This window comes from Bradyrhizobium sp. IC3195 (assembly GCF_020193585.1).
GTDB lineage: Bacteria > Pseudomonadota > Alphaproteobacteria > Rhizobiales > Xanthobacteraceae > Bradyrhizobium > Bradyrhizobium yuanmingense.
In genome coordinates, this window is the sequence record NZ_JADYVG010000022.1 from 1 (window position 1) to 23952 (window position 23952).

Genomic DNA, 23952 nt, shown 5'->3' on the forward strand with positions numbered 1-23952 from the left:
GGGTTGGGGAGGGGGTCTCTCCTCGATCGAGGACCCCAGAGAAGAGAGCCCCCACCCGCCGCGCTCTGGCGCGCAATTGCGCTGCCGAGCGCGTCGCCCTCCCCGCAAGTGGGAGAGGTGCAGCGAGTCCTGGGCGACACTCGATCCGATAAGACTAAACATTCGATCCGTGGATCGCATCGATCACGGCGTCCGTGACCTCCTTCGTGGTCGCCTTGCCTCCGACATCCGGCGTCAGCACGCCCGCGGCGCAGACACGCTCGACGGCGGCCATCAGCCGTAAGGCGGCATCCTTCTCGCCGAGATGCTCGAGCATCTGCGCGCCGGTCCAGAACGTCGCGACCGGGTTGGCGATGCCCTTGCCGGTGATGTCGAACGCCGAGCCGTGGATCGGCTCGAACATCGAGGGGAAGCGGCGCTGCGGATCGATGTTTCCGGTCGGGGCGACGCCGAGGCTTCCAGCCAGCGCGCCGGCGAGATCGGAGAGGATGTCGGCGTGGAGATTGGTTGCGACGATGGTGTCGAGGCTCTTCGGATGCAGCGTCATGCGCACCGTCATGGCGTCGACCAGCATCTTGTCCCAGGTCACGTCAGGGAATTCGCCGGCGACCTCGGCCGCGATCTCGTCCCACATCACCATGCCGTGGCGCTGCGCGTTCGACTTGGTCACGACGGTCAGCAGCTTGCGCGGGCGCGACCGCGCGAGCTGGAACGCATAGCGCATGATCCGCGTGACGCCGACGCGGGTGAAGACGGCGACTTCGGTGCCGACCTCTTCCGGCAGGCCCTTGTGGGCGCGGCCGCCCATGCCGGCATATTCGCCTTCCGAGTTCTCGCGCACGATCACCCAGTCGAGATCGCCGACGCCGACATTGCGCAGCGGCGAGGCGACGCCCGGCAGGATCTTGGTCGGCCGCACATTGGCGTATTGGTCAAAACCCTGGCAGATCGGCAGGCGCAGGCCCCACAGCGTGATGTGGTCGGGCACGTCTGGGGCGCCGACCGCGCCGAAATAGATCGCGTCGAACTTCTTCAGCTCGCTGAGGCCGTCCGCCGGCATCATCACGCCGTGCTTCTTGTAATAATCCGAGCCCCAGTCGAACGTCTTGACGTTGAAGGCGAGATCGCCGCTGCGTTTTGCGAGAGCCTCCAGCACGCGGACGCCGGCCGAGATCACCTCGGGGCCGATGCCGTCGGCGGGGATGGCTGCGATCGAATGGGTGCGCATGGGAAGGCTCCGTTTGAGAGACCGCGCCGGCATATCCGGCCGTCGGCGTCGCTGGCGAATCTAGACGGGAGTGCCGGGCAAACTCAATCGGCGCTGGTTTATACAAAAAAATGATATAATCATCGGGAGGTCGCCACGGCGTCATGGCCGGGCTTGACCCGGCCATCCACGCCTTTCCCCGCGGCCCAAGAACGTGGATGCCCAGGACAAGCCCGGGCATGACGACCTCGCGCAAGTCTCAAGCGCGGTCGGGCGAGGCGAGAGGACGGCAAATGGAATTGCATCAGCTCCGATGCTTCGTGGCGACGGCCGAGCAGCTGCATTTCGGCCGCGCGGCGCAGCAGCTTCAGATGCTGCCCTCCGCGCTCGGCCGGCAGATCCGGCTGCTGGAGGAAGACCTGGGCACTCGGCTGTTCGCGCGGACCACGCGCGCGGTGTCGCTCACCGAGGACGGCACGACGCTGCTGCGCGATGCCCGCACCATCCTCGCCAAGGTCGAGGCGGTCGAGAGCAACCTGCGCAATCGCTCGCGCGCGGGGACCGCGCGGCGGCTGCGGGTCGGTGCTATCGACAGCGCGGCGGCCGGACTGTTGCCGCCGCTCCTGCGCGATTTCCGCGTCAGGCATCCTGACATCGCGGTGCAGCTCCTCGAAGACAAGACTGTCCGGCTGCTGCCGAGGATTTTGACCGGCGCGCTCGATCTCGCCTTCGTCCGTCCGCCTGACCGGCCGGACAAGCGGCTCGAATTCCGCGACCTGCTCCAGGAGAGCGCGATCGTTGCGTTCCCGCGGCGGCACGCGCTGGCCGGGCGCAAAGCGATCACGCTGGCGGATATCGCCGACGAGGCGATGCTGGTGCCGGACCGGCGCTCGCGGCCGCACAGCCACGACCTCACCATAAAGCTGTTCGAACAGGCCGGCCTGACGCCGCGCATCGTTCAGGTCGCCGACGAGAAGCAGACCATCATCAACCTCGTGGCAACGAAGCTCGGGGTCGCGATCGTGCCGCGCTGGACCGCACGGATGGCGGTGACCGGTGTGCGCTTCGTGCCGCTTCGAATGAGGCAGAGCGGGCCGGTGGGCCGGTTGCCGCTTGCCGCCGCCTGGCTGCGCGGCTCGCGCGATCCGGCCCGCGATGCCATGCTGGCGGTTCTGGAAGCCGGCCTGCGCAGCTATGCGCGGGAGGCGTGAGCGGCTATGACATCGGCCAAGACAGAGGCCAGGACAGAGGGATGGTGATGACGGATCAGACCGCTTCAGGCGAATTGCGGGTGGCTATTGCAGGGCTGGGCTCGATCGGCACCAAGATCGCGACCGCACTCGTTCAGGGCATCGAGGGCCTGTCGCTCGCGGCCGTGGCCGTGCGGGATCCCGCCAAGCATCAAGCCTTCATCGACGGCTTGCGTCGCCCACCGACAATCCTGCCGCTCGACCAGCTCGGCGAGGCCGCCGACATCGTCGTCGAATGCGCGCCGAGCAGCCAGCTGCGTGCGATCGTCGAGCCTGCGGTGAAGCGCGGCAAGGCCGCGGTCGTGGTCAGCGTCGGCGGCTTGCTCGACAATTTCGATCTGGTCGATCTCGCCCGCGCCAATGGCGGCCGTATCCTGGTGCCGACCGGCGCGCTGATCGGCCTCGATGCCGTCAACGCCGCCGCAATCGGCACCATCCATTCCGTGAAGATGGTGACCCGCAAGCCGATCGACGGCTTGAAGGGCGCGCCGTTCATCGTTCAGAACAACATCGACATCGACAATCTGCGCGAACCGCTGAAGCTGTTCGAGGGCAGCGCGCGCGAAGCGGCAAAGGGCTTTCCGGCCAACGTCAATGTCGCCGTTGCGTTGTCGCTCGCGGGCATCGGGCCCGATCGCACCGAGATCCAGGTTTGGGCCGACCCGACCGTGACGCGCAACGTTCACCGCATCGAGGTCGAGGCGGACTCAGCGCGCTTCTCGATGGGCATCGAGAACATCCCGTCCGAGAATCCCAAGACCGGCCTGATCACCGCGTTGTCGGTGATCGCGCTGCTCCGCAAGCAGCGCGCCACGCTGTGCGTGGGGACGTGAGCTCCTACGCCCCCGTCACGCGCCAGATCACGTTGCCGACGTCGTCGGCCATCAGTAGCGATTTCCTGTCGGGACCGATCGCGACGCCGACCGGGCGGCCGTAGGATTCCTTCTCGTCCGGCGACAGGAAGCCCGACAGGATGTCGCGACCGGGGCCGGACGGCTTGCCGTTCGCGAACGGGATGAACACCAGCTTGTAGCCGGACAGCTTGCTGCGATTCCACGAGCCGTGCTGGCCGATCACCATGCCGTCGCCGAAGCCGGGCAGGGTGTCTGCGGGCATCCAGCACAGGCCGAGCGAAGCGGTGTGGCCACCGAGCGCATAGTCCGGTTGAATTGCCTTGGCAACCATCGCCGGATCCTGCGGCACGCGGTCGTCCACCGTCTTGCCCCAGTAGCAATAGGGCCAGCCGTAGAAGCCGCCGTCGCGCACGGAGGTGAGATAGTCGGGCGGCGTCTCGTCGCCGAGGCCGTCGCGCTCGTTGACGACGGTCCAAAGCACGCCGGTCGTCGGCTCCCAGGCAAGGCCCACGGGATTGCGCAGGCCGGCCGCAAAGATGCGATGCGTGCCGGCGACGAGATCGAGCTCGTAGACCGCGGCGCGACCTTGCTCGACCTCCATGCCCATCTCGGCGATGTTGCTGAGCGAGCCGACGCCGGCATAGAGCTTCTTGCCGTCGGGACTGGCGAGCAGGCTGCGCGTCCAGTGGCCGGCGGGCTTGAATGTCGTCAGCCGCTTGCCCGGTGCTGTGATGCGGTCGGCGTCGGCAACGTAAGGAAAAGCCATCACGCCGTCGGTGTTGCCGACGTAGAAAGTGTCGGCGACCAGTGCCATGCCGAACGGCTGGCTGAGGTCCTCCATGAACGCGCCGCGAATCTCCGCAACGCCGTCGCAGTCCTTGTCGCGCAACAGCGTGATGCGGTTGGCGGAGACGCCGAGCGCGGCGGCGCGCCGCATCGTCGCCTGCATCGCATAGTGGAACACGCTGCGCGGGGCGCCCGCGATCTGCGTTGCCTCCGCGATCAGCACGTCGCCATTGGGCAGCACCTCGATCCAGCGCGGATGGTCGAGACCGGTCGCGAACGCATCGACCTTGAGCCCGGGTGCAGCGATCGGCTTCTGTCCGTCGCGCCAGCCGCGTGCGGTCGGCATCTTCAAGGTGGGGATCGCGCCTTGCGGTTTCGCTTCGGGAATGGCGGGCTTCTCGCCCCAGGCCGGCGCGGGGTCGGTGCCCGTCATCTTGCGCCATTGCAGCGCGATGCCGCCGATGAAGGCGACGAACTGCGCGAAGATGCTGGAAAACGTCATGACAAGCCCCCGGTTGCGCGCGCATCCAACTGGCTGACGGGGCCGACGTCAACCTGTGCGGAGCTCAGCACGGGCCTATTCCCGTGGAATGGCAGCCGATCGAATTTGCATGGGACAGGTCGCGGCGTCGGCCCGGAGATCAACGGCCGATCTGCCGCTCCAGCCGTCGTGCCGCGCGAAAATCATCCAAGTGACGGATGTTCGGCGCCAGCGCCGCTTCCCTGGAGAGCAGATGATAGACCCGCGCCACCGTGCGCTGCTTCTGCTTCGTAAGCCCGGGGGGCAGCGCCCGCGCCTTGCGGACGGCGGCGATCGCGTGGGCGCGAAAATAATCGTAGGCGTCCGACATGGCTCGATGCTCTGCGGCCGTTGACAGATGTCGAGGGCTAACGGACCAGCAGAGGTGTGGTTCCTTGGCGAGTCGGATCGTGCACTCGTGCCCCGGACGCAGCGCAGCGCGTCCGGACAGGAGAGTGACGCCCTCACCGCGGCGACGTGAACGGAATGATCATCGGAACGCGACGGCAATAGGCTCCATAGGCGTCCTCGCCGAGCTCCTTCGAGAGGAACACCTCTTCCATCCGGCCCTTCTGCCACATACCGAGCGAGATCAGGATCGCGCCGAGGATCGTCGTCACCAAGCCGATCGCAACGCCGGTCACCAGCATGCCGAAGATTAGGCCGGTGTAGATCGGGTGGCGGACGATACCGTAAGGGCCGGTGTCAATGACGCGGTGGTCTTCCTTCTGGGTGATGGTGTTGGACCAGAATTTTCCGAGATGCAGCCGCCCCCACCATGCGAAAGCGATGCCGGCGACGGAGAGGACCGCAGCGATGATGATGCCGGTGTTGCCGAGCACCCAAAGCGGCTTCCAGCCCATGGCTTCCGCAATGAACGGCGTGTACAGGATGCCGCCGACCAGGATCGGCAGGCGATAGCGCTGCGACTCCAGCGTCATGACCTGCTTCTTGGTCTGCCCCTGCCAGAACGAGGCGCCGACCCAGCTGACCAGAAAAGCGAGCCAGATCAGGGCGAGCAGTTGCGTCGGCCAGGTCGTGGTCCAGCCACCCCAGGCGACAGAGAGAAGCTTGCTGAAATCGAAAGACATGAAGGTTCTTTGCGTTTGAAGCGGCGTCAGCTCGCGCGCGAGGACAGCGCGTGATGCTTGAGGGCGCCGGAGGGCTGCTGGCCGTTGCGGGCGAGCAGGTGGGTGATGGTTTCGCGCAAGACGGGCTCGATCGGACGCGGCGAATAGCCGAGTTCGGTACGGGCTTTGCCGATCGAAAGATCGCTCGCGGCGAGCGCGATCCGCACGCCCTCGGCGGTGCCGTTGGGCGGCCGGCGCGTGATGTGGTCGGCGATGTATTCGAGCATGATCGCGGAGAGCTCGGCGATCTTGCCGGGTACGACGACGGGAAATTGCCGGCGTCCGCTCATCGTCGACATCATGCGCAGGATGTCGCCGAGCGGGACGCAGTCGCCGCCGAGGATGTAGCGCTGCCCGAGGCGGCCGCGTTCCATGGTCAGGACCAGGCCCATGGCGACGTCGCGGACGTCGACCAGATTGACCAGGAAGTTGAGGTGCGGCTGCACCTTCTTCTGCAGGAAGTACCAGAGCATCGCGGTCGGCGGTGTCAGATGTTGGTCGGCGGCGCCGATCGGCATGGTCGGCGTGCCGATCACCAGCGGGAAGCCCGCTTCTGCCGCTTTGGCGGCATGATGCTCGGCGAGCGATTTCGACCGGGTGTAGGCGCCGGGCATCGCCTCGGCCGGCTGCAGCGCCTCTTCGGCGGGAACGCCCTTGAGGTCGGAATAGGGGAACAGGATCGATTCGGTCGAGCAATGCAGGAAGCGCGAGACGCCGCGCTTCACCGCCGCCGCCAGCACGATCTCGGTGCCGCGGCAATTGACCTCGTGAAAGTCCTGCTTGTTGGCGACCCACATGCCGGGCAGGCCGGCGAGGTGATAGACCTGATCGCAGCCGGCGATCGCCGCATCGACCGCGGCACAGTCCAGCACCGAGCCGTGGACGTGCTCGACATCCGCGTTCGCCGCGCTCGGCACACGGACATCGAGAACGCGGACCCGCTGCCCACGGGCGCGGAGCGCTTCTACGAGGTGATGTCCGATGAAGCCACTGCCACCGGTAACCAGGACGAGAGCCATGCAGTAGGTTGCTGTTTCGCTTCGAGCGTTATCGGGTTGAAAGGGAATTGGCCGGAAGAGGCGCCAGAATCGCGGCAAGGTCGCGACGGAAACCCAGTGCAATGAATAATTTTGCCATGACGAACATCGGTCCAAGCAAAAGATGCGAGGGGAACGTGAACAACGAGGCCTCGCGCCCCTCAAAAACCTTGTGGCCGATGGCCTGTGCGGCGAGGCCGAGCACCACCAGCGTGGCGAAAATCGCCCACATCGTCGCTGTGCCGACTTGCGCCGCGATGGTCGTCGCAACCGAAAACAGCACGACGGAGACGGCCAGAATGCCGAGCCCGAGCGCCGCGTCGAGCAGCAGCCAATAAATCAAGACCGGAACAGCCAGGACCACCGCCAGGCTGACGTTGAATCCGAACAGCGGAAGCTTGACCAGCGTCAGCGGCAGCACGGCGCCGGTGAACAGCAGCAGGATGCCGACCACATGCATCGCCGTGTTGCGGGGATCGCGATGGTACTCGACATAAACGGCAAGTTGGCGCTGGAAAAAGCCACCCATTTCGGTCTCATGCAGCACGGGGTCGGGAAGGGCGAACAGAGGCTATAGCACTGGACCGAGCGGTGCACAAACCGGCACTTTTGTCGCGTGAAACCGTCTGCGCGCGCCCGGGACAGGCTGCAAAATAGTCCGCACTTCAAGGGGTTCCGTCAGCTGCGGAGCCGCCTTCGCTCAGCGCTTCTTGGCGGGCTTTTTGGCCGCAGGCGCTGGCGTCGCAGCCGGACGCGGCTCCTCCGGCAGCTTGGCATAAGTCAGGATCTGCAACTGGCCGTTGACGGCGGAGGTCGGCTTGGTCCGGTCGAGAAACTGCTCCTCGCCGAGGCCGATCGGATGCAGTCGCTTGGTCGAGATCTTGAAGGTGTTCACCAGCACATCACGGATTGCATCGGCCCGGCGCTGGCTCAGGATCGCATTGGCCTCGCGCGTCTTCGAATTGGATTCGACGTGGCCGACGATCAGGAAAGTGTAGGGCAGCAGCGAGGAATGAACCAGCGCGTCCGCAATGCGGCCAACGGTCTGGTAGGACGCCGGCTGGATGATCGGCGTGTCGGCGTCGAACTGGATCTGCGCATTGAAGGCCGGCAGCTTGGCGAGCTCCGGCGCGATCAGCGGCCGGTTCACCGGCCCCGGATCGTTCTTGATCCTGGTCTTGGCGCGCTCCATCACCTGCTGCTTCAGCGCGGGCAGGTCAACCTCGGCGGCCTCTTCGAAATGGTTCAGCTTCGCGACAATGTCGTCGCGGGTCGGCGCCGCCGTCTGCGCGCCGGCGGGGCCCGCGAGCAAAGCGAGCCCCAGCGCCAAGCCCAGTCCTGCGGTAGCGAGCCCGGTCGCGCGCATCAGCGATACCCCGCGTCGTCAACGGCCTTCAGGCAGTTGTTGCTGATGCCCTTGGGCGTCGAGACCAGGCACGGGATCGACTTGCTGGTCTCCTTGGTCGAGCCGCCGCAGACCTTGACGATCTCGCGCTGGCAGGCGTTCGCTACCGTCACGCGCGCGGCGACGCGCTTCTGGATGGCGTCGAACACGCCGAGATAGTCGCTCGTGCATTGCGGCGAGAGCACGTCGCGATTGCGCGACAGGCATTCCTTCAGCCGGTTCGAATCCGGGTTGACGCCGCGGCAATTGGCGACGATTTCCGCCCCGCAGCTCGCCGCCAGCTTGCCGATCGAATCGCCAAAGCTCATGGTCTCCGCCGCCGCAAGCGACGGCATCCCCAATGCAAGCACGATCAATGTGACGGAGCCCCGGACCATGGGTTGCATCTGATACGGGGAAGTTCGCGACGGTCAAGGGGCGTTCGGGCGAGAACTGTCGAGAGTTGCGCAGTGCGGCGAACAGTCCTCACTCGGCCTCAGCGAGGGGCGGCCAGTCGACCAGGGCGACGGTATGGTTCCTGAGGTCCTCGGCAACCTCGGGATCGGCCTTGAGCTCGTCCAGCGTCCGCGGCGGGGGCAGCTGGCGCCCGTCCGCGGTCAGCTCCTGCGCATAGAATGCGAGCGCCTCGGGCGCATTCTCCAGGGCCTCCTCGACGTCGTCGCCGCCGGAGATGCAACCGGGCAGGTCCGGAAACCACAAGCTCACGGTTTCGTCCGGGTCGGCGTCCTCGATGATGGCAACGTACTGAGCCATATCGGGTCTCACGCCCGCTGCACGAAACTGTCCACGACCTTCTTCTCGCCGGCCTTGTCGAAGGCGATGGTGAGCTTGTTGCCGTCGATCTTGGTGACGCGGCCATAGCCGAATTTCTGGTGGAAGACGCGGTCTTCCAGCGAGAATTCGGACGTCGTGCCGGTCGATTTGGCGACCAGCTCGCCTTCGATCGTCAAGGGCCCGCGCCGGCGCGAGGCGAAGCTGCCGAAATCGGGACCGGATGACGAGGAGGTCGAGAACGTCGCGGCCTCTTCCTCGAAGCCGCCGCTTCGGCCGCGATTCCGGTTGGCCTGGGCGCGCTGCCAGCCTGGGGTCGAATAGCTGGAGCCGAACGCCTCCATGTCGTCGAAGCGCGAGGCGCCGTAGCCGCCGCTGCCGCCCCATCCGGAGCCGCCTTTGGATTCCGTGATCTCGACATTGGCCGCCGGCAATTCGTCGAGGAAGCGCGACGGGATCGTGGTCGACCAGGTGCCATGGATCCGGCGATTGGTCGCGAAATAGATCTTTGCGCGGCGGCGCGCGCGGGTCAGGCCGACATGGCCGAGCCGGCGCTCTTCTTCCAGGCCGGCGCGGCCCTGTTCGTCCAGCGTGCGCTGGCTCGGGAACAGGCCTTCCTCCCAGCCCGGCAGGAACACGTTGTCGAATTCGAGGCCCTTGGCCGAATGCAGCGTCATCAGCGACACCGCGTCGTCCTCGGCGCCGCCCTCGCGGTCCATCACCAGCGAGATGTGCTCCAAAAACCCTTGCAGGTTCTCGAACTCCTCCATCGAGCGCACCAGCTCTTTCAGGTTCTCCAGCCGGCCCGCGGCGTCCGCCGAGCGGTCCTTCTGCCACATTTCGGTATAGCCGCTCTCGTCGAGCACGATCTGGGCGAGATCGGTGTGCGCGGTGACCTCGCGCTGGGCGCGCCAGCGGTCGAACTGTGCGACGAGATCGCGCAGCGAGCCGCGCGCCTTCGGCTTCAGCTCGTCGGTCTCGACGACGGCGCGCGCCGCCTCGAACAGGGGAATGCGGCGCTTGCGGGCGTGGTCGTGCAGCATCTGCACGGTGGCGTCGCCAAGCCCGCGCTTCGGCGTATTGACGATACGCTCGAAGGCGAGATCGTCGGCCGGCGAATTGATGACGCGCAAATAGGCCAGCGCGTCGCGGATTTCGGCGCGCTCGTAGAAGCGCGGGCCGCCGATGACGCGATAGGGCAGGCCCAGCGTGACGAAACGGTCCTCGAATTCGCGCATCTGGTAGGAGGCGCGCACGAGAATGGCGATCTCGTTGAGCTTCTCGCCCTGGCGCTGCAGCTGCTCGATCTCCTCGCCGATGCCGCGGGCTTCCTCTTCCGAATCCCATGAGCCCGTGACGGTGACCTTCTCGCCGTCCTGGTCCTCGGTGCGCAGCGTCTTGCCGAGCCGGCCTTCATTGTGCGCGATCAGGTGCGAGGCGGCGGCGAGGATGTGACCCGTCGAGCGATAGTTGCGCTCCAGGCGAATGACCTTGGCGCCGGGGAAATCGTGCTCGAAACGCAGGATGTTGTCGACCTCGGCGCCGCGCCAGCCATAGATCGACTGGTCGTCGTCACCGACGCAGCAGATGTTTTTGGTCTTCTCCTTCTCCCCGCTTGCGGGGAGAAGGCCGGGATGAGGGGGAGTCTCCACGAGCTCGGTGCTTGGAGAGGCCCCCTCACCCGCATCGCTTCGCGATGCCACCTCTCCCCGCAAGCGGGGAGAGGTGGAAGAAGGCGCCTGCGACAAGAGCCGCAGCCACAGATATTGTGCGACGTTCGTATCCTGGTACTCGTCGACCAGGATGAACTTGAAGCGCTGCTGGTACTGCCTGAGGATATCCGGGTGCTCGCGGAAGATGCGGATGTTCTCCAGCAGGAGATCGCCGAAGTCGGCCGCATTCAAAATCTTCAGCCGCTCCTGGTAGCTCGCATAGAGCTTGCCGCCCTTGCCGTTGGCGAACATCGCGGCCTCGCCCGACGGTACCTGTGAAGGCATCAAGCCGCGGTTCTTCCAGCCGTCGATCAGGCCGGCCAGCATCCGCGCCGGCCAGCGCTTCTCGTCAATGTTCTCGGCCTGCAGCAGCTGCTTGAGCAGCCGTACCTGGTCGTCGACGTCGAGCACGGTGAAGTTCGACTTGAGCTGCGCCAGCTCGGCATGGATGCGCAGGATACGGCCGCCGATGGAGTGGAAGGTGCCGAGCCATGGCATGCCTTCGACGGCGTGGCCGAGCATTTGGCCGAGCCGGTGCTTCATCTCGCGCGCGGCCTTATTGGTGAAGGTCACCGACAGGATCTCGGCCGGGCGGGCGCGGCCCTGGCTCAAGATGTGCGCGATGCGCGTGGTCAGGACGCGGGTCTTGCCGGTGCCGGCGCCGGCCAGCACCAGGACCGGGCCATCCAGCGTCTCCACTGCCTCGCGCTGCTCCGGATTGAGCCCGGCGAGGTATTTCGGGCCCACCGAGGCGCGCGCACGCGCGGCGATGCCGCCGGCTGCGGGCTGGTGGTCGGGTACGGCTGTGATCTTGCTCGGCTCGGTCATGCGAATCATCGGCCCCACGATGGCACCGCGGGGTGGTGGAAGGGAGCCTTCTTAACAGGGATTGGTGCCTATATGGGGCGCCGGGCCGGGTTTTCCACGTGCGCGGCAGGCCGATTTGTTCCAGCTGAGCCAGCGAATTTCGCTCCCGCCGGGACCGGAACTATCGTTCCCGCGTCGAGATTGTCAGGACAGGTGGCGCGGCCAGCCGCGTCGATCGCAGACAACATCAAGACGAGGGTTTGACCATGCTAGGCTGGGTTGTGACGTTTCTGGTTATCGCACTGATCGCCGGCATCCTGGGCTTCGGCGGCGTCGCCGGCGCTTCGATCGAGATCGCCAAGATCATCTTCTTCATCGCAGTCGTTCTGTTCCTGGTCTCGGCCGTCGTCGGCCTCGCCCGCGGCCGCAACAGAATATAGCTGCGATGTCACCTCTCTCCGACGGGGAGAGGTGAACCACAGGCGGCAGACGGCGCCTGAGCCACTAACGCTTCGAGGGCATCGCCACGCTCCGGCCGATGCCCTCGGGTCGCGTCAAGGCGCTGTGGGACTTGGCAACTCCAGCAATGCGCTGCTGGATGTCGGTCGGAAAAGGCGCGACGCGCCGCGCATTCATGTCCATGTGCAGTGACATGTTCTCGGACGTCGCCGACAGCCAGCCCTCGGTGCCGTGCCGCATCTCCTCGAATGTGTGCAGCCGCTTGTCATCGGCGTCGAGCAGCCAGACTAAGATCTGCACGGGATCGCCGAGATGGATCTCCCGCAAATAGCGCACGTGGCATTCGGCGGTGAAGGTCGAGCCGTGGCGCTCTGTCTTGTAGACCGGGCCAATCCCGAGCTCGAGCCAGAACTCGTCGATCGCCCGATCGAACATCACGTTGTAATAGGCCATGTTGAGATGGCCGTTATAGTCGATCCATTGCGGCTCGACCTGCATGATCGAGGAGCGAAACGGCTCTGCATTCGGCGCTGTGGCGGCGGTCTCCGGCATGTGTCCTTCCCAAGCTATGCGTCCAGTCCCTTGACTTGACCGGTTATATGTCCTTTGCCACGGTCTCTTCTCGTCGGGAGGAATTCCGTGGGTACGACCATCACCAATAATCCGCCGCGGCCGGAGCCGAAAGCCCTCGCAAGCGCGCTGGAGCAGCTTGCCGCGCGCTTCGGCAACCGCCTCATCACCTCGCAGGCCGTGCGCGAGCAGCACGGCCATACCACCACCTGGATACCCAACCAGCCGCCCGACGGCGTGGTGATGGCGCAGGAGACCGCCGACATCCAGGACGTGGTGCGGATCTGCGCCAGACATCGCGTGCCCGTCATTCCCTTCGGCACCGGCACCTCGCTGGAGGGGCAGGTCAACGCGCCCGCGGGCGGCATCACGATCGACCTGCGCGACATGAACAAGGTGCTCGCGGTGCATGCCGAAGACCTCGACTGCGTGATCCAGCCCGGCGTCACCCGCAAGGCGCTCAACGAGCATCTGCGTGACCAGGGCCTGTTCTTCCCGATCGATCCCGGCGCGGATGCCTCGCTCGGCGGCATGGCCTCGACCCGCGCCTCCGGCACCAATGCGGTGCGCTACGGCACCATGCGCGACAGCGTGCTGGCGCTGAAAGTGGTGCGCGGCGACGGCGAGATCATCACCACGGGCACGCGCGCCAAGAAATCGGCCGCCGGCTATGACCTCACGCATCTGTTCGTCGGCGCCGAAGGCACGCTCGGCATCATCTCGGAATTGACCATCCGCCTGCGCGGCATCCCCGAGACGATCGCGGCTGGCGCGGTGTCGTTCGAGACCGTCCACGGCGCCTGTCAGGCCGTGATCCTGGCGATCCAGACCGGCATTCCCGTCGCGCGCATCGAGCTGCTCAATGCTGCGCAGGTGAAGGCCTGCAACGCCTATTCCAAGCTGACGCTGCCGGAGACGCCGCTGCTGCTGATGGAATTCCACGGCAGCGAGATCGAGGTCGCCGAGCAGTCCAAGGCGTTCGGCGAGATCGCCAAGGACTGCGGCGGCGGCGATTTCTCCTGGACCACCAAGCCGGAGGACCGCACCAAGCTGTGGCAGGCGCGGCACGATGCCTATTGGTCGGTGAAGGCGCTGCGGCCCGGCGACAGCATCGGCGTGGTCGCGACCGACGTCTGCGTGCCGATCTCGCGGCTCGCCGACTGCGTCAGCGAGACCGAGGAGGATCTCAAGCGGCTCAATTTGCTGTCGCCGATCGTCGGCCATGTCGGCGACGGCAATTTCCACTGCTCGCTGGTCTGCGACACCAACGATGCCGACGAGATGGCGCGCGGCGAGGAGTTCATGCATCGTCTGGTCGAGCGTGCGCAGGCGATGGACGGCACCTGCACCGGCGAGCACGGCATCGGCCAGGGCAAGCAGAAATATCTCGAGGCCGAGCTCGGCCCCGAGGCGCTCGATGCGATGCGGGCCCTGAAGAAGGCACTCGATCCGCTCAACATCTTCAACCCCGGCAAGATCGTGCCGGAGGCGTAAGGCCGCGCGCTCCCGGATCGGGAACTTTCGGCAATGTTGCCGGTTCCAATTCCCGCCAAGTTCCGATGCCTCAATGGCAGGGCTGTGCGCGGGGAGAGTGCGATGGTGCGACCGGTCGTTGGAATTGCCGCAATGGCCCTTGCCTGCATGCTCGCGGGTGCGGCGCTGGCGAAGGGCGGACATGGCGGTGGCCATGGAGGCGGGCATGGCCGTGGTCATCACGGCGGCGGCCATTTCCGCGGCCACGGCGGGCACGCGCATGTCGGCGGACATCATCGCGGAATGCGGTTCACAACCGGTGCCCGACGTGGCGGCCCGAACTTCGGTCAGATCCGCAATGCGGCGATCCGGCCGGCGAATTTCCGCAACGCCTGGAACGCCGGCGCAATCCGCAACGGCCGGCTGATCAGCAATCCGGCGGCCCGTGCGCAGATCGCCGCGGCGGCCGCACTCGCCGGCTGGAGCGGTGCAAGCAGCGGATGGTGGCAACATCCCGGTGGCGGCTATGGCTGGGTCGGGCCGCTGTTCTGGCCGTTCGCCTATAACGATCTCTACGATTACGCGATCTGGGGCGACGGGCTCGGCTTCTGGGGCTACGGCTATCCGGACATCTATGCCGGCATTTTCGGCCCCTATGGCTATGATCGCCTGTCGGCCTATCTGCCGCAGCAGCCGCAGGGACGGCGGCGGGCGCGCAGCGCGCCGCTCGATCAGCTCTGCGGCAGCGATCGCCGCGCCATCGTCGGCCTGCCGATCGATCAGATCGCAGCCGCGGTGCAGCCGACGGGTGCGCAAGGCGCCGCTCTCGATGCGCTCGGCAACGCCTCGATCGACGCGGCGGCGCTGATCCGCACCTCCTGTCCGACGCAGGCCGCAGCGACGGCGCCCGGCCGGCTCGCCGCCATGCAGCAGCGGGTCGAGGCGATGCAGAAAGCCATCGATCTGGTCCAGCCTGCGCTGGACCAGTTCTATGGTTCGCTCAACGACGAGCAGAAGGCGCGCTTCAACGCGCTTGCCGACGATCAGCGTCGTGCCGCGGCGTCGAACAATGCGGGCGGATCGTCGGTGCAGACTTGCAGCCCGTCCGCCGCGTTCGATTGGCCCGGCGCCACGATCGAAGAAAGGCTTCGTCCCAACGACACCCAGCGCGCGGCGCTCCAGGTGCTCCAGGACACCAGCGCCAAAGTCGGCACATCGCTCAAGGCGTCCTGCGAGCCCAATGAGGTGATGACACCGCCGGCCCGCATGGCCGCGATCCGCAAGCGCCTCGGTGTCATGCTGGACGGGATCAAGTCGGTCCGGGCGGCGCTCGATGATTTCTACGCCACGCTCAACGACGAGCAGAAGGCGCAGTTCGAGGCGATCGGCCCGCGCCGCATGTCCTGAACGCCGCGAGCAATTGAAGATCATTGGTGGGGCAATGAAGTGGTTCGCGAGGCGAGAGCCGGCAGACGTCTGGGACGAGCCAATCGGCACGCCGCTCGGCGACATCGAAGCAGCCGACCGGATTCGCAACATCTGCCAGGCTGCACGGGCGATCGCCGAAGCCGCCGGCGCTTCGGCGCCGACCAGCGCGCGTGAGCGCTATGAAAGCGCGGCCCGCACTGCGATGGAGATCGCGATGAAGATCTCCGACGATCTGATGCGCGACGACGCCGTGCGCCGCATCGTGGATCTCTGCATGAAGGCTGAGGACATCAAGACGGCGCAGATCTTGTCGCGTGCGATCCAGGCAGGCTGGATTCGAGAAGCCGTGCTCCGGGACCATCCGGCCCTGTCGCAATGAGTTCGGCTCGCGCGATGGGCGCGAGCCGAATGCTGCTGATGCCGGACCGGCTCAGTATCTGCGATAGCCACCGCTGTTATGGTCGCCGCCGCGGCCGCCCATTCCCATGCCGAGACCGATCCCTACGCCGATGCCGATGCCCTGCATGACGGCCTCCGGCGGCGGGCCGCGATCCGGCGGCGGTGCGCGCTCATAGACCACTTGCTCGGACGGCGGTCGCCGCTTGGGCGGCGTCTCGACCACCTTGCGCTTCGGCGGGGCCTCCTCGACGCGCTTCTTGATCACGGGCGGGACCGACGGATTGACCGGCGTTGCCGGGGTCGCGGGCGTCGAGCACGGGCAGGTCGGCGCCATCGCGACCGCGACGGGCGTCGCCACGGCGGCGACGGGCACGGCGTAGTTGCGGTTCTGCACGCGCAGCAGCAGCCGGCGCGCGGTTGCCGCGAGATCGCTGTTGTCCCAGTTCGCGAGGTATGCCTCGAACGAGGCGCGGGTGTTGATGGCGGTGGCACGCTCCCACGCCAGCATCTGGCGACGCCGCTCCAGCACGGTGCGAAGGCGCGGCGTGCGGGTGTCCTGCGCGTACAGCTCGATATAGGCCTGATACGCCTCCACGGTGTCCTCGGTGATCACGAGCTCATAGGCGACCATGGCCGGCTTGCCCTGCAATGTCTTGCGCCAGTCCGCGACGCTGCGCGTGCCGCCGGCGAGCGCCATGGCGGATGCGCCGGGAAGCGCGGGCGTGCTGCCGCCGCTCTCGCCGAAGAACCTGAAATCGGTGGTCAGCGAGGAGCTTTCCCAGGGGATCTGCCGGCCGTCGGTCGACTGCGCCACCGCGACGCGGATGCGCTTGAACATCTCCTCGATCGGCAGGTTCGGCTGCTTGGCGACCGTCAGCACGGCCGCCGTGTAGGGGCTGTCGAGGCCGTTGCCGTCCTCGGCTTCGGCGCCGGGCGAGGTCGAATAGGAGATGAACGAGCCCGGCGCGCCGGCCTTGGTATCGACGATCGCAAGGCCGTGGCCGGCGCCGCTGAGCGCAGGGAACGGGTTGTTGCGGCAGGCATCGAGCATGAAGATGCGCGCCCGCGTCGGCAGCGCGCCGAGCGTGTTGAGCATGTCGTTCAGCCGCACGCCCTGCAGCGGGATGTCGGCCTCGCGCTTGGGATCGAGATCGACAGGCACCAGATAGTTCTCGCCGTCGATCTGAAGGCCGTGGCCGGCATAGAACACCAGCGCGACGGTGTCGGGGCCGCTGGCACTGACCTTGCCGGCGAAGTCCGAGATCGCCGCGCGCATCTCGGTCTGCGCCAGATTGGCCGCCGTGGTGACGGTGAAGCCCGCGCTGCCGAGCAGCTCCGTCATGCCCTTGGCGTCGTTGGCGGCGTTCGGCAGCTCCGGCACGGTGCGATAGGCCGATTGGCCGATCACCAGCGCAAGGCGCGCTTCGGCGGCCGCGTCCGTGGGCGTCACCAACTGGGTGAGTGCGAGAAGACCGGACGCAAGAAGCAAATTCGAAAAGACTGGACGGCGCATGATGTCACCTCCAACGGCAATGCGCACGATGATGTCACTATTTCTAAGTCCGCGCCATGAGGGCGTCTGTGCGCTGGATCACTCAAGGGCCGCGGCAAAATGGGGCAGGGTATCTGCCGCAGCCGTCCCTGTGCTAGACCTTTCGACCGCGCTGCCGCGGGCATTCTGCCAGTGAGGGAGGCTTGTCGTGAAGGTTCTGCTCGCGCACACCCCGGAGATGCGGCGCAATTATTACGGCGATCGCAGCCTGAACGGCCTGCGGACGGCCGCCGAGGTGATCCTGCACGAGAAGGATGAGCCGCTGGACGCAGCCAGCCTGGTACGCGCTGCGAAGGATGCCGACATCATCGTCGCCGACCGCATGACTGAAGGGCGCGGCGAGATCTTTGCGCAATTGCCGCGTCTGCGGGCCTTCGTCCGCTGCGCCGTCGACATCCGCAACGTCGACGTGGATGCGGCCTCGCAAGCCGGCGTGCTCGTGACCCGCGCCGGGCCCGGTTTCGTGCAGGCCGTGGCCGAGCTCGCGCTCGGCTTCATGGTCGACCTCTCCCGCGGCGTGTCGCGGACCACCGCAGATTACCAGGCAGGCCGCAAGCCGGAAGCACGGATGGGCCGCCAGCTCGCCGGCAGCCGGATCGGCATCATCGGCTACGGCAGCATCGGGCGCTACCTCGCCGAGATCGCAAAAGTGCTGCGCATGGAGGTATTGATCTCCGATCCCTTCGTAACCGTCAGCGATGCCGAGATCCGGCAAGTCGGTCTCGACGAGCTCCTCGCCGCATCGGACTATGTCGTCTGCCTCGCCGTCGCCAATGCGCAGACCGAGACTCTGATCGGGGCCGCAGCCCTGGCGCGCATGCAGAAGCATGCCGTCTTCATCAATCTCTCGCGCGGCAATCTCGTCGACGAGTCGGCGCTGGCACGCGCGCTGCGTGAAGGCCGCATCGCCGGCGCCGCCATGGATGTCGGCCGCGCACCGGACCAGATGCCGACGCCCGATATTGCCAAGCTGCCGAATGTCATCGCGACGCCCCATGTCGGCGGGCTGACGCCGCAGGCCATCGAATACCAGTCGCTGGAGACCGTGCGACAGGTCGAGGCCATCGCGAGGGGAGAAATCCCGCAAGGCGCCGTTAACGCCGATCGCTGGACGCGGCGGCCGTGAAAGGTCTCAAAGCCGGTCCACCGCCTTGAACGTCCCGTCCTTCTGAATCACGGTCAGGAACACCTTCGGCGGCATGTCGAGCATGCGTGTGCCGACGGTGACGATGCTGCCGCTGATGTCGAAACGGCCGGTATCGTTGATGGCGCGCAGCAGGCTGGCGCGGGTCGGATTGGGGCCGGCCTTTTTCAGCGCCGCGGCCGCGAGGCGGCCGGACAGATAGCCTTCCAGCGACACGAAGTCCGGCGTCAGCGCCGGGTCGTACGCCTTTTGCGCCGCCTGATAGTCGGCGACGAGCTTGAGCGAGCGGTCCCAGGGAAACGGCACCACCTGCGAGACGATGACGCCTTCGCCCTCCGGGCCGAGCTCCGCGGCGAGCGCGACGGCGCCGACGAAGGAGATGTTGACGAAGGTTGGACGAGCGCCGCTGCGGCGGGCGAGCTTGATGAACTCCGCGCACGGACCATAGGTCCCGACCATGACGATGGCTTCTGGGTCGGCGCGCTTGATCATGCGCCAGGCCTGGCCGACCGCGCGGGTGTTGCGCTCGTAAGTGCCCTCGGCGGCGAGCTCGAGCCCGCGCTTGGCGAGCGCCCGCTTCACGCCGACAAGCCCGTCGCGGCCGAAGGAATCGTCCTGGTAGAAGATGCCGATGCGGGTGAACTTGCGATCTTCGGTGAGATGCTTGATCCAGGCTTCCGCCTCCGCGCCGTAGCTGGCGCGGATGTTGACGACGTTCGGAAGCTCGAGATCGCGCAGGAACTCGGCGCCGGTGAACGGGCCGATGAAGGGCACGTTCCTGGAGCTGGTGATCGGTATCGTCGCCATCGCGGTCGGCGTGCCGACCGCACCGATCAGCGCGAACACCTTGTCGTCGTTGATCAAATGCAGCGTCTGCGCCACCGAACGGTCGGGGTCGTAGCCGTCGTCGCGGCTGATGAGCTGGAGCTTGCGGCCGTGAATGCCGCCCTTGGCATTGACCTCGGTGAATGCGGCGACGATGCCTTGCCGCATGCGCTGTCCCAGCGCGGAGGACGGGCCTTCCAGCGCCGCGGCCTGGCCGAACAGGATTGCATCCTCGCTGATGCCGGCCTCGTTGCCCCTCGCAACCAGCGTGGTCGCGGCCAGAAGCGCGATGGTCAGAACGACGGATCTCGCTGATCGAATTCGATGCATCGGGAGGCTTGCCGGATCCTTGAAAGAAACCTTGCGCAACATAGCCTTGCGAGGCTGAATAGCTCGCTAAGCGCCACGGCGCAGAGAGGCCGTATTACACCGGGGAAAACCGGCAACTTATGTCGAGAAAGCCGGGATCGCTCGTGCACTTCGTTAACTAATTTCCGCATTGCGGTACGACTGGTTTCCGAAATTGTGCACTTCTTAACCGCCGTCTTGTTCCGATAGCGGCACCGGCACCTCAACCAGAGGTTCGGTTCGTCGCGGACAGGGGACGGCGGCTTCAAGATGGGCGGTCGCGATCAGAACGATCAGGATCGGAGACGTAGAGGCGGATGGTGGCGTGCCGCGCCGCTGCTCGGGCTCTATCGTCCTGCGCTCGTCGCGGTTGGCGTTGGCCTGCTGTTCTCGATCGTGGGCGCTGCCGCCGTCGCGCGGTGGGAAGATCGCGTCAACAGGATCGAGTTCGAGAACGCAGCCGAGACCCAGGCGATCGTCCTGCAGAACGGCATGAACGAGTACATATCGAGACTTCTCGCGCTGCGCACGTTGTTCGAATCGACCAACGAAGAAGTCACCCGCAGCGAATTCGAGACCTTCAGCGCCCGCCTGTTCGAGCGTCACCCCGGCATGCTGCGCATCTCCTGGTTGCCGCGGATCAACCGCAAGGAGCGCGCGGATTACGAGGCCGCGGCGATCCGGGACGGTGTGTCGAGCTATCACATCAAGGCGCTGCAGGGCGAGAGCTTCGTCATCGCGCCGCAGAGTGACGAATATTTTCCGGTGTTCTACTCGACGCAGCCGAAGACCTCGTCGGTTTACGGCATGGACTACACGACCGTTCCGGAGCGACGGGCGGTGCTGGAGCGCGCGCGCGACAACGATCGCGTCGCAGCCATGCGCACGCGCCTGTTCGGGCCGAAGGACAGCGACCGGCCGTCCTATGTCCTCGTCGTCGTTCCCGTCTACGCCAAGGGAACCTCGCGCGAGGAGATCGCGGACCGGCGCCGCAATAGCGCCGGCGTCGTGGTCGGCGTCTTCGACCTGCCGCTGCTGATCCAGTCTATCCGCGTGACCACCGGAGCCAGCCCCGCGGTCAGCATGACGGTCTTCCCGCCGTACACGGCGCAGATCGTCAGCCTCGAGCAGATGCTGCCGGATTATGCGTCGGCCGCCTCGGCGCTGCGGTCGATGCGGGACATCGCGCGGACCCTGCACTGGTCGGGCAGTCTCAAGATCGGCGACACCGATTGGCAGGTGCGGGCGGTTCCGACCGCCGGCGGTCCGCTGGCGACGACTTACGACCGCGCGGTTGCGGTCCTCGTCGTCGGCATGCTGCTGACGCTGTCGCTGTCGACCTATCTGATGCTCGCCAGCCGCAATTCGCGGCGGCTGTCGCTGGCGAACCGGCGCGTGCTCGAGCTTGCCCAGACCGACATCCTCACGGGATTGCCGAACCGCGCCTTTTTCCTCACCCGGCTCGACGAGATGAACGGCAAGTTGAGCGTGAGGGGCGAGCCCTTCGCGATCCTGATGCTCGACCTCGATCGCTTCAAGAACGTCAACGATTCCCTCGGCCACGCGGCCGGCGATGCGCTGCTGCGCCAGGTGGCGCAGCGGCTGAAATCCGCGCTGCGCGCCAACGACGTGCTGGCGCGGCTCGGCGGCGACGAATTTGCCATCATCCAGCAAGCCGGCGAGGACCAGCGCGCCTGCTCGACCGATCTGGCGGCGCGGATCGCCAAGCTCGTGAGCGAGCCGTTCCTGCTGCCCGGACACCGCGTCGAGATCGGCACCAGCATCGGCATCGCAATTGCGCCGGATCATGGCAGCGATCAGGAGCAGCTCCTGAAGAAAGCGGATCTCGCGCTCTATCGCTCGAAATCGGCCGGCCGCAACTGCTTCACCGTTTATGATGAGGCGATGTCGGCCGAGCTGGAGGCCCGCAATACGCTGGAAGGAGATCTGCGCGACGCCATCGCGCGCTGCCAGCTGGAGGTGCACTATCAGCCGTTCGTCGACGCGCTCAGCGGCGAACGACGCGGCTTCGAGGCGCTGGTGCGCTGGCGGCATCCGACGCGCGGCCTGATCCCTCCGGACCAGTTCATTGCGCTTGCGGAGGAGACCGGGCTGATCGTGCCGCTCGGCGAATTCGTGCTGCGGCGCGCCTGCGCGGACGCAGCCGGCTGGCCTGCCGATCTCATGATCGCCGTCAATCTTTCGCCGATCCAGTTCAAGGAAGCCGAGCTGTTCGACATGATCTGCGCGGCGCTCGCCGATTCCGGCCTGCCGCCGCAGCGGCTCGAGATCGAGATCACGGAATCCGTGCTGCTGGAGCGCGGCAGCGAGAATCATGCCTTCATGGAGCGGCTGAAGCAGCTCGGGGTCGAGCTCGCGCTCGATGATTTCGGCACCGGCTATTCCTCGCTCAGCTACCTGACCGCGTTCCCGTTCGACAAGATCAAGATCGACAAGTCGTTCATTCGCAATCTGACGCAGCAGCCGCGCTCTTCCGCCATCATCTCCTCGATCGTGACGCTGGCGCGCGGACTGGACATGTCGGTCACGGCCGAAGGCGTCGAGACGCGCGAGGAGTTCGACCGGCTGAAGGCGCTCGGCGTCAATTTTGCGCAAGGCTATCTGTTCGGCCGGCCGCATCCGATCGAGCGGATCCTGTTCGACGCGCCGGTCAAATCCTCACGGCTCGACGCCGCCTGAGCGGGCCGCTCAAGCAGTATTTAGGTCGTCATGCCCGGGCATAGCCGTCCGAAGGACGGCGTCGCTTCCGCTCGCCTATGTCCCGGGCATCCACGTTCTCCGTCCTGCGTCGCAAGACGTGGATGGCCGGGACAAGCCCGGCCATGACGTTGCGGGAGCGTCTGCGCCCCGCTCAAGAGGCATGCGCGAAAAGCGCTTGACCCGGACATCCCCGGATGGTCCGAAGAACCGTCTAGGGATGAAACAAGCACACAACATGCGGCTTCCGTTCTTCTACGGCTGGATCGTGGTCGCCGTGACCTTCGTCACCATGGCGATCGGCGTCAACGCGCGCACCGCCTTTTCGCTGTTCTTTCCACCCATCATCTCCGAGTTCGGCTGGGAGCGCGGCGTCACGGCGGGCGCCTTCTCCTTCGGCTTCGTTGTGTCGGGCGTGGTCAGCCCGCTGATCGGCCGCCTGATGGACCGCGCGGGTCCGCGGGCGGTGATGGAGCTCGGGGTCGTGCTGATGGGCGGCGGCCTTTTGCTGGCGCCGCTGACCAGCGCGCCGTGGCACCTCTATGTCACCATCGGTGTCATGGTCGGTGCCGGCAGCGTCTGTCTCGGCTATTCCGGCCAGTCGCTGTTCCTGCCGAACTGGTTCATCCGCAAGCGCGGCTTCGCCATCGGCATCGCTTTCGCCGGCGTCGGTATCGGCTCGGTGACGCTGCTGCCATGGGTGCAGCACATGATCGAGCAGACCGGCTGGCGCACCGCCTGCACCGCGATGGGCCTGCTCGTCCTGATCGCGCTGGCGCCGATCAACCTGCTGCTGCACAAGCGCCCGGAGGACATCGGGCTCCAGCCGGACGGCGATGCCGCCCCCGCCGCAGGCGCGGCAAGCCCGGTCTCCAACGTGGTCGATCACGTCTGGGTCAACACCGACTGGACGCTGCGGCGCGCCGTCGCGACCGCGCGGTTCTGGTGGATCGGGCTCGGCTATTTCTGCGGCCTGTACATCTGGTATGCGGTGCAGGTGCACCAGACCAAATTCCTGCTCGATGTCGGCTTCAGCCCCGGCGTTGCGGTGTGGGCGCTCGGCATGGTCAGCCTGCTCGGCATTCCCGGCCAGATCGTGCTGGGGCACGTCTCCGACCGCATCGGCCGGGAGTGGGTGTGGGCGATCAGTTGTGCGGGTTTCGTCGTCTGCTTCGCCGCGCTGATCGCGCTGAAATATCAAGCTTCGCTCTGGCTGGTTTATCTGATGGTGTTCACGCAAGGCGCGCTCGGCTACGGTCTCACCTCGATCATGGGCGCGGTGGTGTTCGAGATATTCCAGGGCAGGCACCAGGGCAGCATCTTCGGCACGATCATGCTCGCGGCGCTGGCGGGCGGTGCGGCCGGACCGTGGCTGACCGGTGTCCTCTATGATCGCGCCGGCGACTACACGCTCGCTTTCGCCCTCGCCATGGTCGTGAGCGGGGTGTCGGCGCTTGCGATCTGGCGGGCGGCGCCGGGCAAGGTGAGGGCCGTGGCCGGCCGGCTGCACAAGCTCAAAACGGCATCCGAATAGGTCCAGTACGCTTCAAAATACCT

General features: G+C 66.3%; 22 protein-coding genes. 9 read left to right on the forward strand and 13 right to left on the reverse strand.

Going from position 1 to position 23952, the window contains the following annotated elements:
* Nucleotides 1-154: 154 nt before the first annotated feature.
* A complete protein-coding gene (locus tag I6F09_RS30000; protein WP_036006429.1) occupies nt 155-1228 on the reverse strand; it encodes a tartrate dehydrogenase in 1074 nt (357 codons plus the stop codon).
* A gap of 272 nt (nt 1229-1500) precedes the next feature.
* Here I6F09_RS30000 and I6F09_RS30005 point away from each other — a divergent pair, with 272 nt between their 5' ends.
* Both I6F09_RS30005 and I6F09_RS30010 read left to right on the forward strand, forming a co-directional pair.
* Nucleotides 1501-2418, forward strand: coding sequence for a LysR family transcriptional regulator (locus I6F09_RS30005; RefSeq protein ID WP_225189695.1), 918 nt, complete (start codon nt 1501-1503; stop codon nt 2416-2418).
* Between the two features lie 47 nt (nt 2419-2465).
* Nucleotides 2466-3290: an aspartate dehydrogenase gene (locus tag I6F09_RS30010; RefSeq protein WP_225189696.1), complete on the forward strand. Its 825-nt coding sequence runs from the start codon at nt 2466-2468 to the stop codon at nt 3288-3290.
* A 4-nt stretch (nt 3291-3294) separates the two neighbouring features.
* Here the strand turns inward: I6F09_RS30010 and I6F09_RS30015 are convergent, their stop codons facing one another.
* From I6F09_RS30015 to I6F09_RS30055, 9 genes are all read right to left on the reverse strand, one after another.
* Nucleotides 3295-4599, reverse strand: coding sequence for a sorbosone dehydrogenase family protein (locus tag I6F09_RS30015; RefSeq protein WP_225189697.1), 1305 nt, complete (start codon nt 4597-4599; stop codon nt 3295-3297).
* Nucleotides 4600-4738: 139 nt separating this feature from the next.
* A complete protein-coding gene (locus I6F09_RS30020) occupies nt 4739-4948 on the reverse strand; it encodes a hypothetical protein (protein WP_225189698.1) in 210 nt (69 codons plus the stop codon).
* A 133-nt stretch (nt 4949-5081) separates the two neighbouring features.
* Nucleotides 5082-5708, reverse strand: coding sequence for an isoprenylcysteine carboxylmethyltransferase family protein (locus tag I6F09_RS30025; protein WP_036006440.1), 627 nt, complete (start codon nt 5706-5708; stop codon nt 5082-5084).
* 26 nt (nt 5709-5734) lie between these two features.
* Entirely contained in the window at nt 5735-6766 is a 1032-nt protein-coding gene (locus I6F09_RS30030; protein WP_225189699.1) for an NAD-dependent epimerase/dehydratase family protein, read from the reverse strand.
* 28 nt (nt 6767-6794) lie between these two features.
* Nucleotides 6795-7313, reverse strand: a complete 519-nt coding sequence (locus tag I6F09_RS30035; protein WP_036006444.1) for an Mpo1-like protein — start codon at nt 7311-7313, stop codon at nt 6795-6797.
* A 171-nt stretch (nt 7314-7484) separates the two neighbouring features.
* On the reverse strand, nt 7485-8150 hold the full coding sequence (locus I6F09_RS30040) for an OmpA family protein (protein WP_225189700.1): 666 nt from the start codon (nt 8148-8150) through the stop codon (nt 7485-7487).
* A complete protein-coding gene (locus I6F09_RS30045) occupies nt 8150-8566 on the reverse strand; it encodes a hypothetical protein (protein WP_036006450.1) in 417 nt (138 codons plus the stop codon). The genes I6F09_RS30040 and I6F09_RS30045 overlap by 1 nt, the downstream gene beginning before the upstream one ends.
* 88 nt (nt 8567-8654) lie before the next feature.
* Entirely contained in the window at nt 8655-8942 is a 288-nt protein-coding gene (locus tag I6F09_RS30050) for a type II toxin-antitoxin system HicB family antitoxin (protein WP_036024931.1), read from the reverse strand.
* Between the two features lie 8 nt (nt 8943-8950).
* Nucleotides 8951-11509, reverse strand: a complete 2559-nt coding sequence (locus I6F09_RS30055; protein ID WP_225189701.1) for a UvrD-helicase domain-containing protein — start codon at nt 11507-11509, stop codon at nt 8951-8953.
* A gap of 236 nt (nt 11510-11745) precedes the next feature.
* On the opposite strand from I6F09_RS30055, the gene I6F09_RS30060 reads away from it, so the two are divergent.
* On the forward strand, nt 11746-11919 hold the full coding sequence (locus I6F09_RS30060; RefSeq protein ID WP_036006471.1) for a DUF1328 domain-containing protein: 174 nt from the start codon (nt 11746-11748) through the stop codon (nt 11917-11919).
* 64 nt (nt 11920-11983) lie between these two features.
* Here I6F09_RS30060 and I6F09_RS30065 read toward each other — a convergent pair whose 3' ends face one another.
* Nucleotides 11984-12490 (reverse strand): thioesterase family protein, encoded by a 507-nt coding sequence (locus I6F09_RS30065; protein WP_109144952.1) that lies wholly within the window; start codon nt 12488-12490, stop codon nt 11984-11986.
* Between the two features lie 87 nt (nt 12491-12577).
* Here I6F09_RS30065 and I6F09_RS30070 point away from each other — a divergent pair, with 87 nt between their 5' ends.
* The 3 genes from I6F09_RS30070 (at nt 12578) to I6F09_RS30080 (ending at nt 15788) form a co-directional block, all read left to right on the forward strand.
* Nucleotides 12578-14002: an FAD-linked oxidase C-terminal domain-containing protein gene (locus I6F09_RS30070; protein WP_225189702.1), complete on the forward strand. Its 1425-nt coding sequence runs from the start codon at nt 12578-12580 to the stop codon at nt 14000-14002.
* A 102-nt stretch (nt 14003-14104) separates the two neighbouring features.
* Nucleotides 14105-15388 (forward strand): Spy/CpxP family protein refolding chaperone, encoded by a 1284-nt coding sequence (locus I6F09_RS30075; protein ID WP_225189703.1) that lies wholly within the window; start codon nt 14105-14107, stop codon nt 15386-15388.
* Nucleotides 15389-15422: 34 nt separating this feature from the next.
* The gene (locus I6F09_RS30080) at nt 15423-15788 is read left to right on the forward strand and encodes a hypothetical protein (RefSeq protein WP_225189704.1); all 366 of its coding nucleotides are present in this window, start codon (nt 15423-15425) and stop codon (nt 15786-15788) included.
* A gap of 51 nt (nt 15789-15839) precedes the next feature.
* On the opposite strand, the gene I6F09_RS30085 is transcribed toward I6F09_RS30080, so the two are convergent.
* Entirely contained in the window at nt 15840-17321 is a 1482-nt protein-coding gene (locus tag I6F09_RS30085; protein WP_225189705.1) for a caspase family protein, read from the reverse strand.
* Between the two features lie 187 nt (nt 17322-17508).
* Between I6F09_RS30085 and I6F09_RS30090 the strand changes: the two genes are divergently transcribed.
* Entirely contained in the window at nt 17509-18486 is a 978-nt protein-coding gene (locus I6F09_RS30090) for a hydroxyacid dehydrogenase (RefSeq protein WP_225189706.1), read from the forward strand.
* 6 nt (nt 18487-18492) lie between these two features.
* Here I6F09_RS30090 and I6F09_RS30095 read toward each other — a convergent pair whose 3' ends face one another.
* Nucleotides 18493-19659 carry an ABC transporter substrate-binding protein gene (locus I6F09_RS30095; protein WP_225189707.1) on the reverse strand — a complete coding sequence of 389 codons (1167 nt, stop codon included), beginning with the start codon at nt 19657-19659 and terminating at the stop codon, nt 18493-18495.
* A gap of 288 nt (nt 19660-19947) precedes the next feature.
* Here I6F09_RS30095 and I6F09_RS30100 point away from each other — a divergent pair, with 288 nt between their 5' ends.
* A complete protein-coding gene (locus I6F09_RS30100) occupies nt 19948-22377 on the forward strand; it encodes an EAL domain-containing protein (RefSeq protein ID WP_225189708.1) in 2430 nt (809 codons plus the stop codon).
* Between the two features lie 256 nt (nt 22378-22633).
* Nucleotides 22634-23929, forward strand: coding sequence for an MFS transporter (locus tag I6F09_RS30105; RefSeq protein ID WP_225189741.1), 1296 nt, complete (start codon nt 22634-22636; stop codon nt 23927-23929).
* Nucleotides 23930-23952: the final 23 nt, after the last annotated feature.

What these genes read in the sequence shown, in the direction of transcription:
- I6F09_RS30000 (WP_036006429.1), bottom strand. Translation starts at nt 1,228, where the DNA reads ATGCGCACCCATTCGATCGCAGCCATCCCCGCCGACGGCATCGGCCCC.
- I6F09_RS30005 (WP_225189695.1), top strand. Translation starts at nt 1,501, where the DNA reads ATGGAATTGCATCAGCTCCGATGCTTCGTGGCGACGGCCGAGCAGCTG.
- I6F09_RS30010 (WP_225189696.1), top strand. Translation starts at nt 2,466, where the DNA reads ATGACGGATCAGACCGCTTCAGGCGAATTGCGGGTGGCTATTGCAGGG.
- I6F09_RS30015 (WP_225189697.1), bottom strand. Translation starts at nt 4,599, where the DNA reads ATGACGTTTTCCAGCATCTTCGCGCAGTTCGTCGCCTTCATCGGCGGC.
- I6F09_RS30020 (WP_225189698.1), bottom strand. Translation starts at nt 4,948, where the DNA reads ATGTCGGACGCCTACGATTATTTTCGCGCCCACGCGATCGCCGCCGTC.
- I6F09_RS30025 (WP_036006440.1), bottom strand. Translation starts at nt 5,708, where the DNA reads ATGTCTTTCGATTTCAGCAAGCTTCTCTCTGTCGCCTGGGGTGGCTGG.
- I6F09_RS30030 (WP_225189699.1), bottom strand. Translation starts at nt 6,766, where the DNA reads ATGGCTCTCGTCCTGGTTACCGGTGGCAGTGGCTTCATCGGACATCAC.
- I6F09_RS30035 (WP_036006444.1), bottom strand. Translation starts at nt 7,313, where the DNA reads ATGGGTGGCTTTTTCCAGCGCCAACTTGCCGTTTATGTCGAGTACCAT.
- I6F09_RS30040 (WP_225189700.1), bottom strand. Translation starts at nt 8,150, where the DNA reads ATGCGCGCGACCGGGCTCGCTACCGCAGGACTGGGCTTGGCGCTGGGG.
- I6F09_RS30045 (WP_036006450.1), bottom strand. Translation starts at nt 8,566, where the DNA reads ATGGTCCGGGGCTCCGTCACATTGATCGTGCTTGCATTGGGGATGCCG.
- I6F09_RS30050 (WP_036024931.1), bottom strand. Translation starts at nt 8,942, where the DNA reads ATGGCTCAGTACGTTGCCATCATCGAGGACGCCGACCCGGACGAAACC.
- I6F09_RS30055 (WP_225189701.1), bottom strand. Translation starts at nt 11,509, where the DNA reads ATGATTCGCATGACCGAGCCGAGCAAGATCACAGCCGTACCCGACCAC.
- I6F09_RS30060 (WP_036006471.1), top strand. Translation starts at nt 11,746, where the DNA reads ATGCTAGGCTGGGTTGTGACGTTTCTGGTTATCGCACTGATCGCCGGC.
- I6F09_RS30065 (WP_109144952.1), bottom strand. Translation starts at nt 12,490, where the DNA reads ATGCCGGAGACCGCCGCCACAGCGCCGAATGCAGAGCCGTTTCGCTCC.
- I6F09_RS30075 (WP_225189703.1), top strand. Translation starts at nt 14,105, where the DNA reads ATGGTGCGACCGGTCGTTGGAATTGCCGCAATGGCCCTTGCCTGCATG.
- I6F09_RS30080 (WP_225189704.1), top strand. Translation starts at nt 15,423, where the DNA reads ATGAAGTGGTTCGCGAGGCGAGAGCCGGCAGACGTCTGGGACGAGCCA.
- I6F09_RS30085 (WP_225189705.1), bottom strand. Translation starts at nt 17,321, where the DNA reads ATGCGCCGTCCAGTCTTTTCGAATTTGCTTCTTGCGTCCGGTCTTCTC.
- I6F09_RS30095 (WP_225189707.1), bottom strand. Translation starts at nt 19,659, where the DNA reads ATGCATCGAATTCGATCAGCGAGATCCGTCGTTCTGACCATCGCGCTT.
- I6F09_RS30100 (WP_225189708.1), top strand. Translation starts at nt 19,948, where the DNA reads ATGGGCGGTCGCGATCAGAACGATCAGGATCGGAGACGTAGAGGCGGA.
- I6F09_RS30105 (WP_225189741.1), top strand. Translation starts at nt 22,634, where the DNA reads ATGCGGCTTCCGTTCTTCTACGGCTGGATCGTGGTCGCCGTGACCTTC.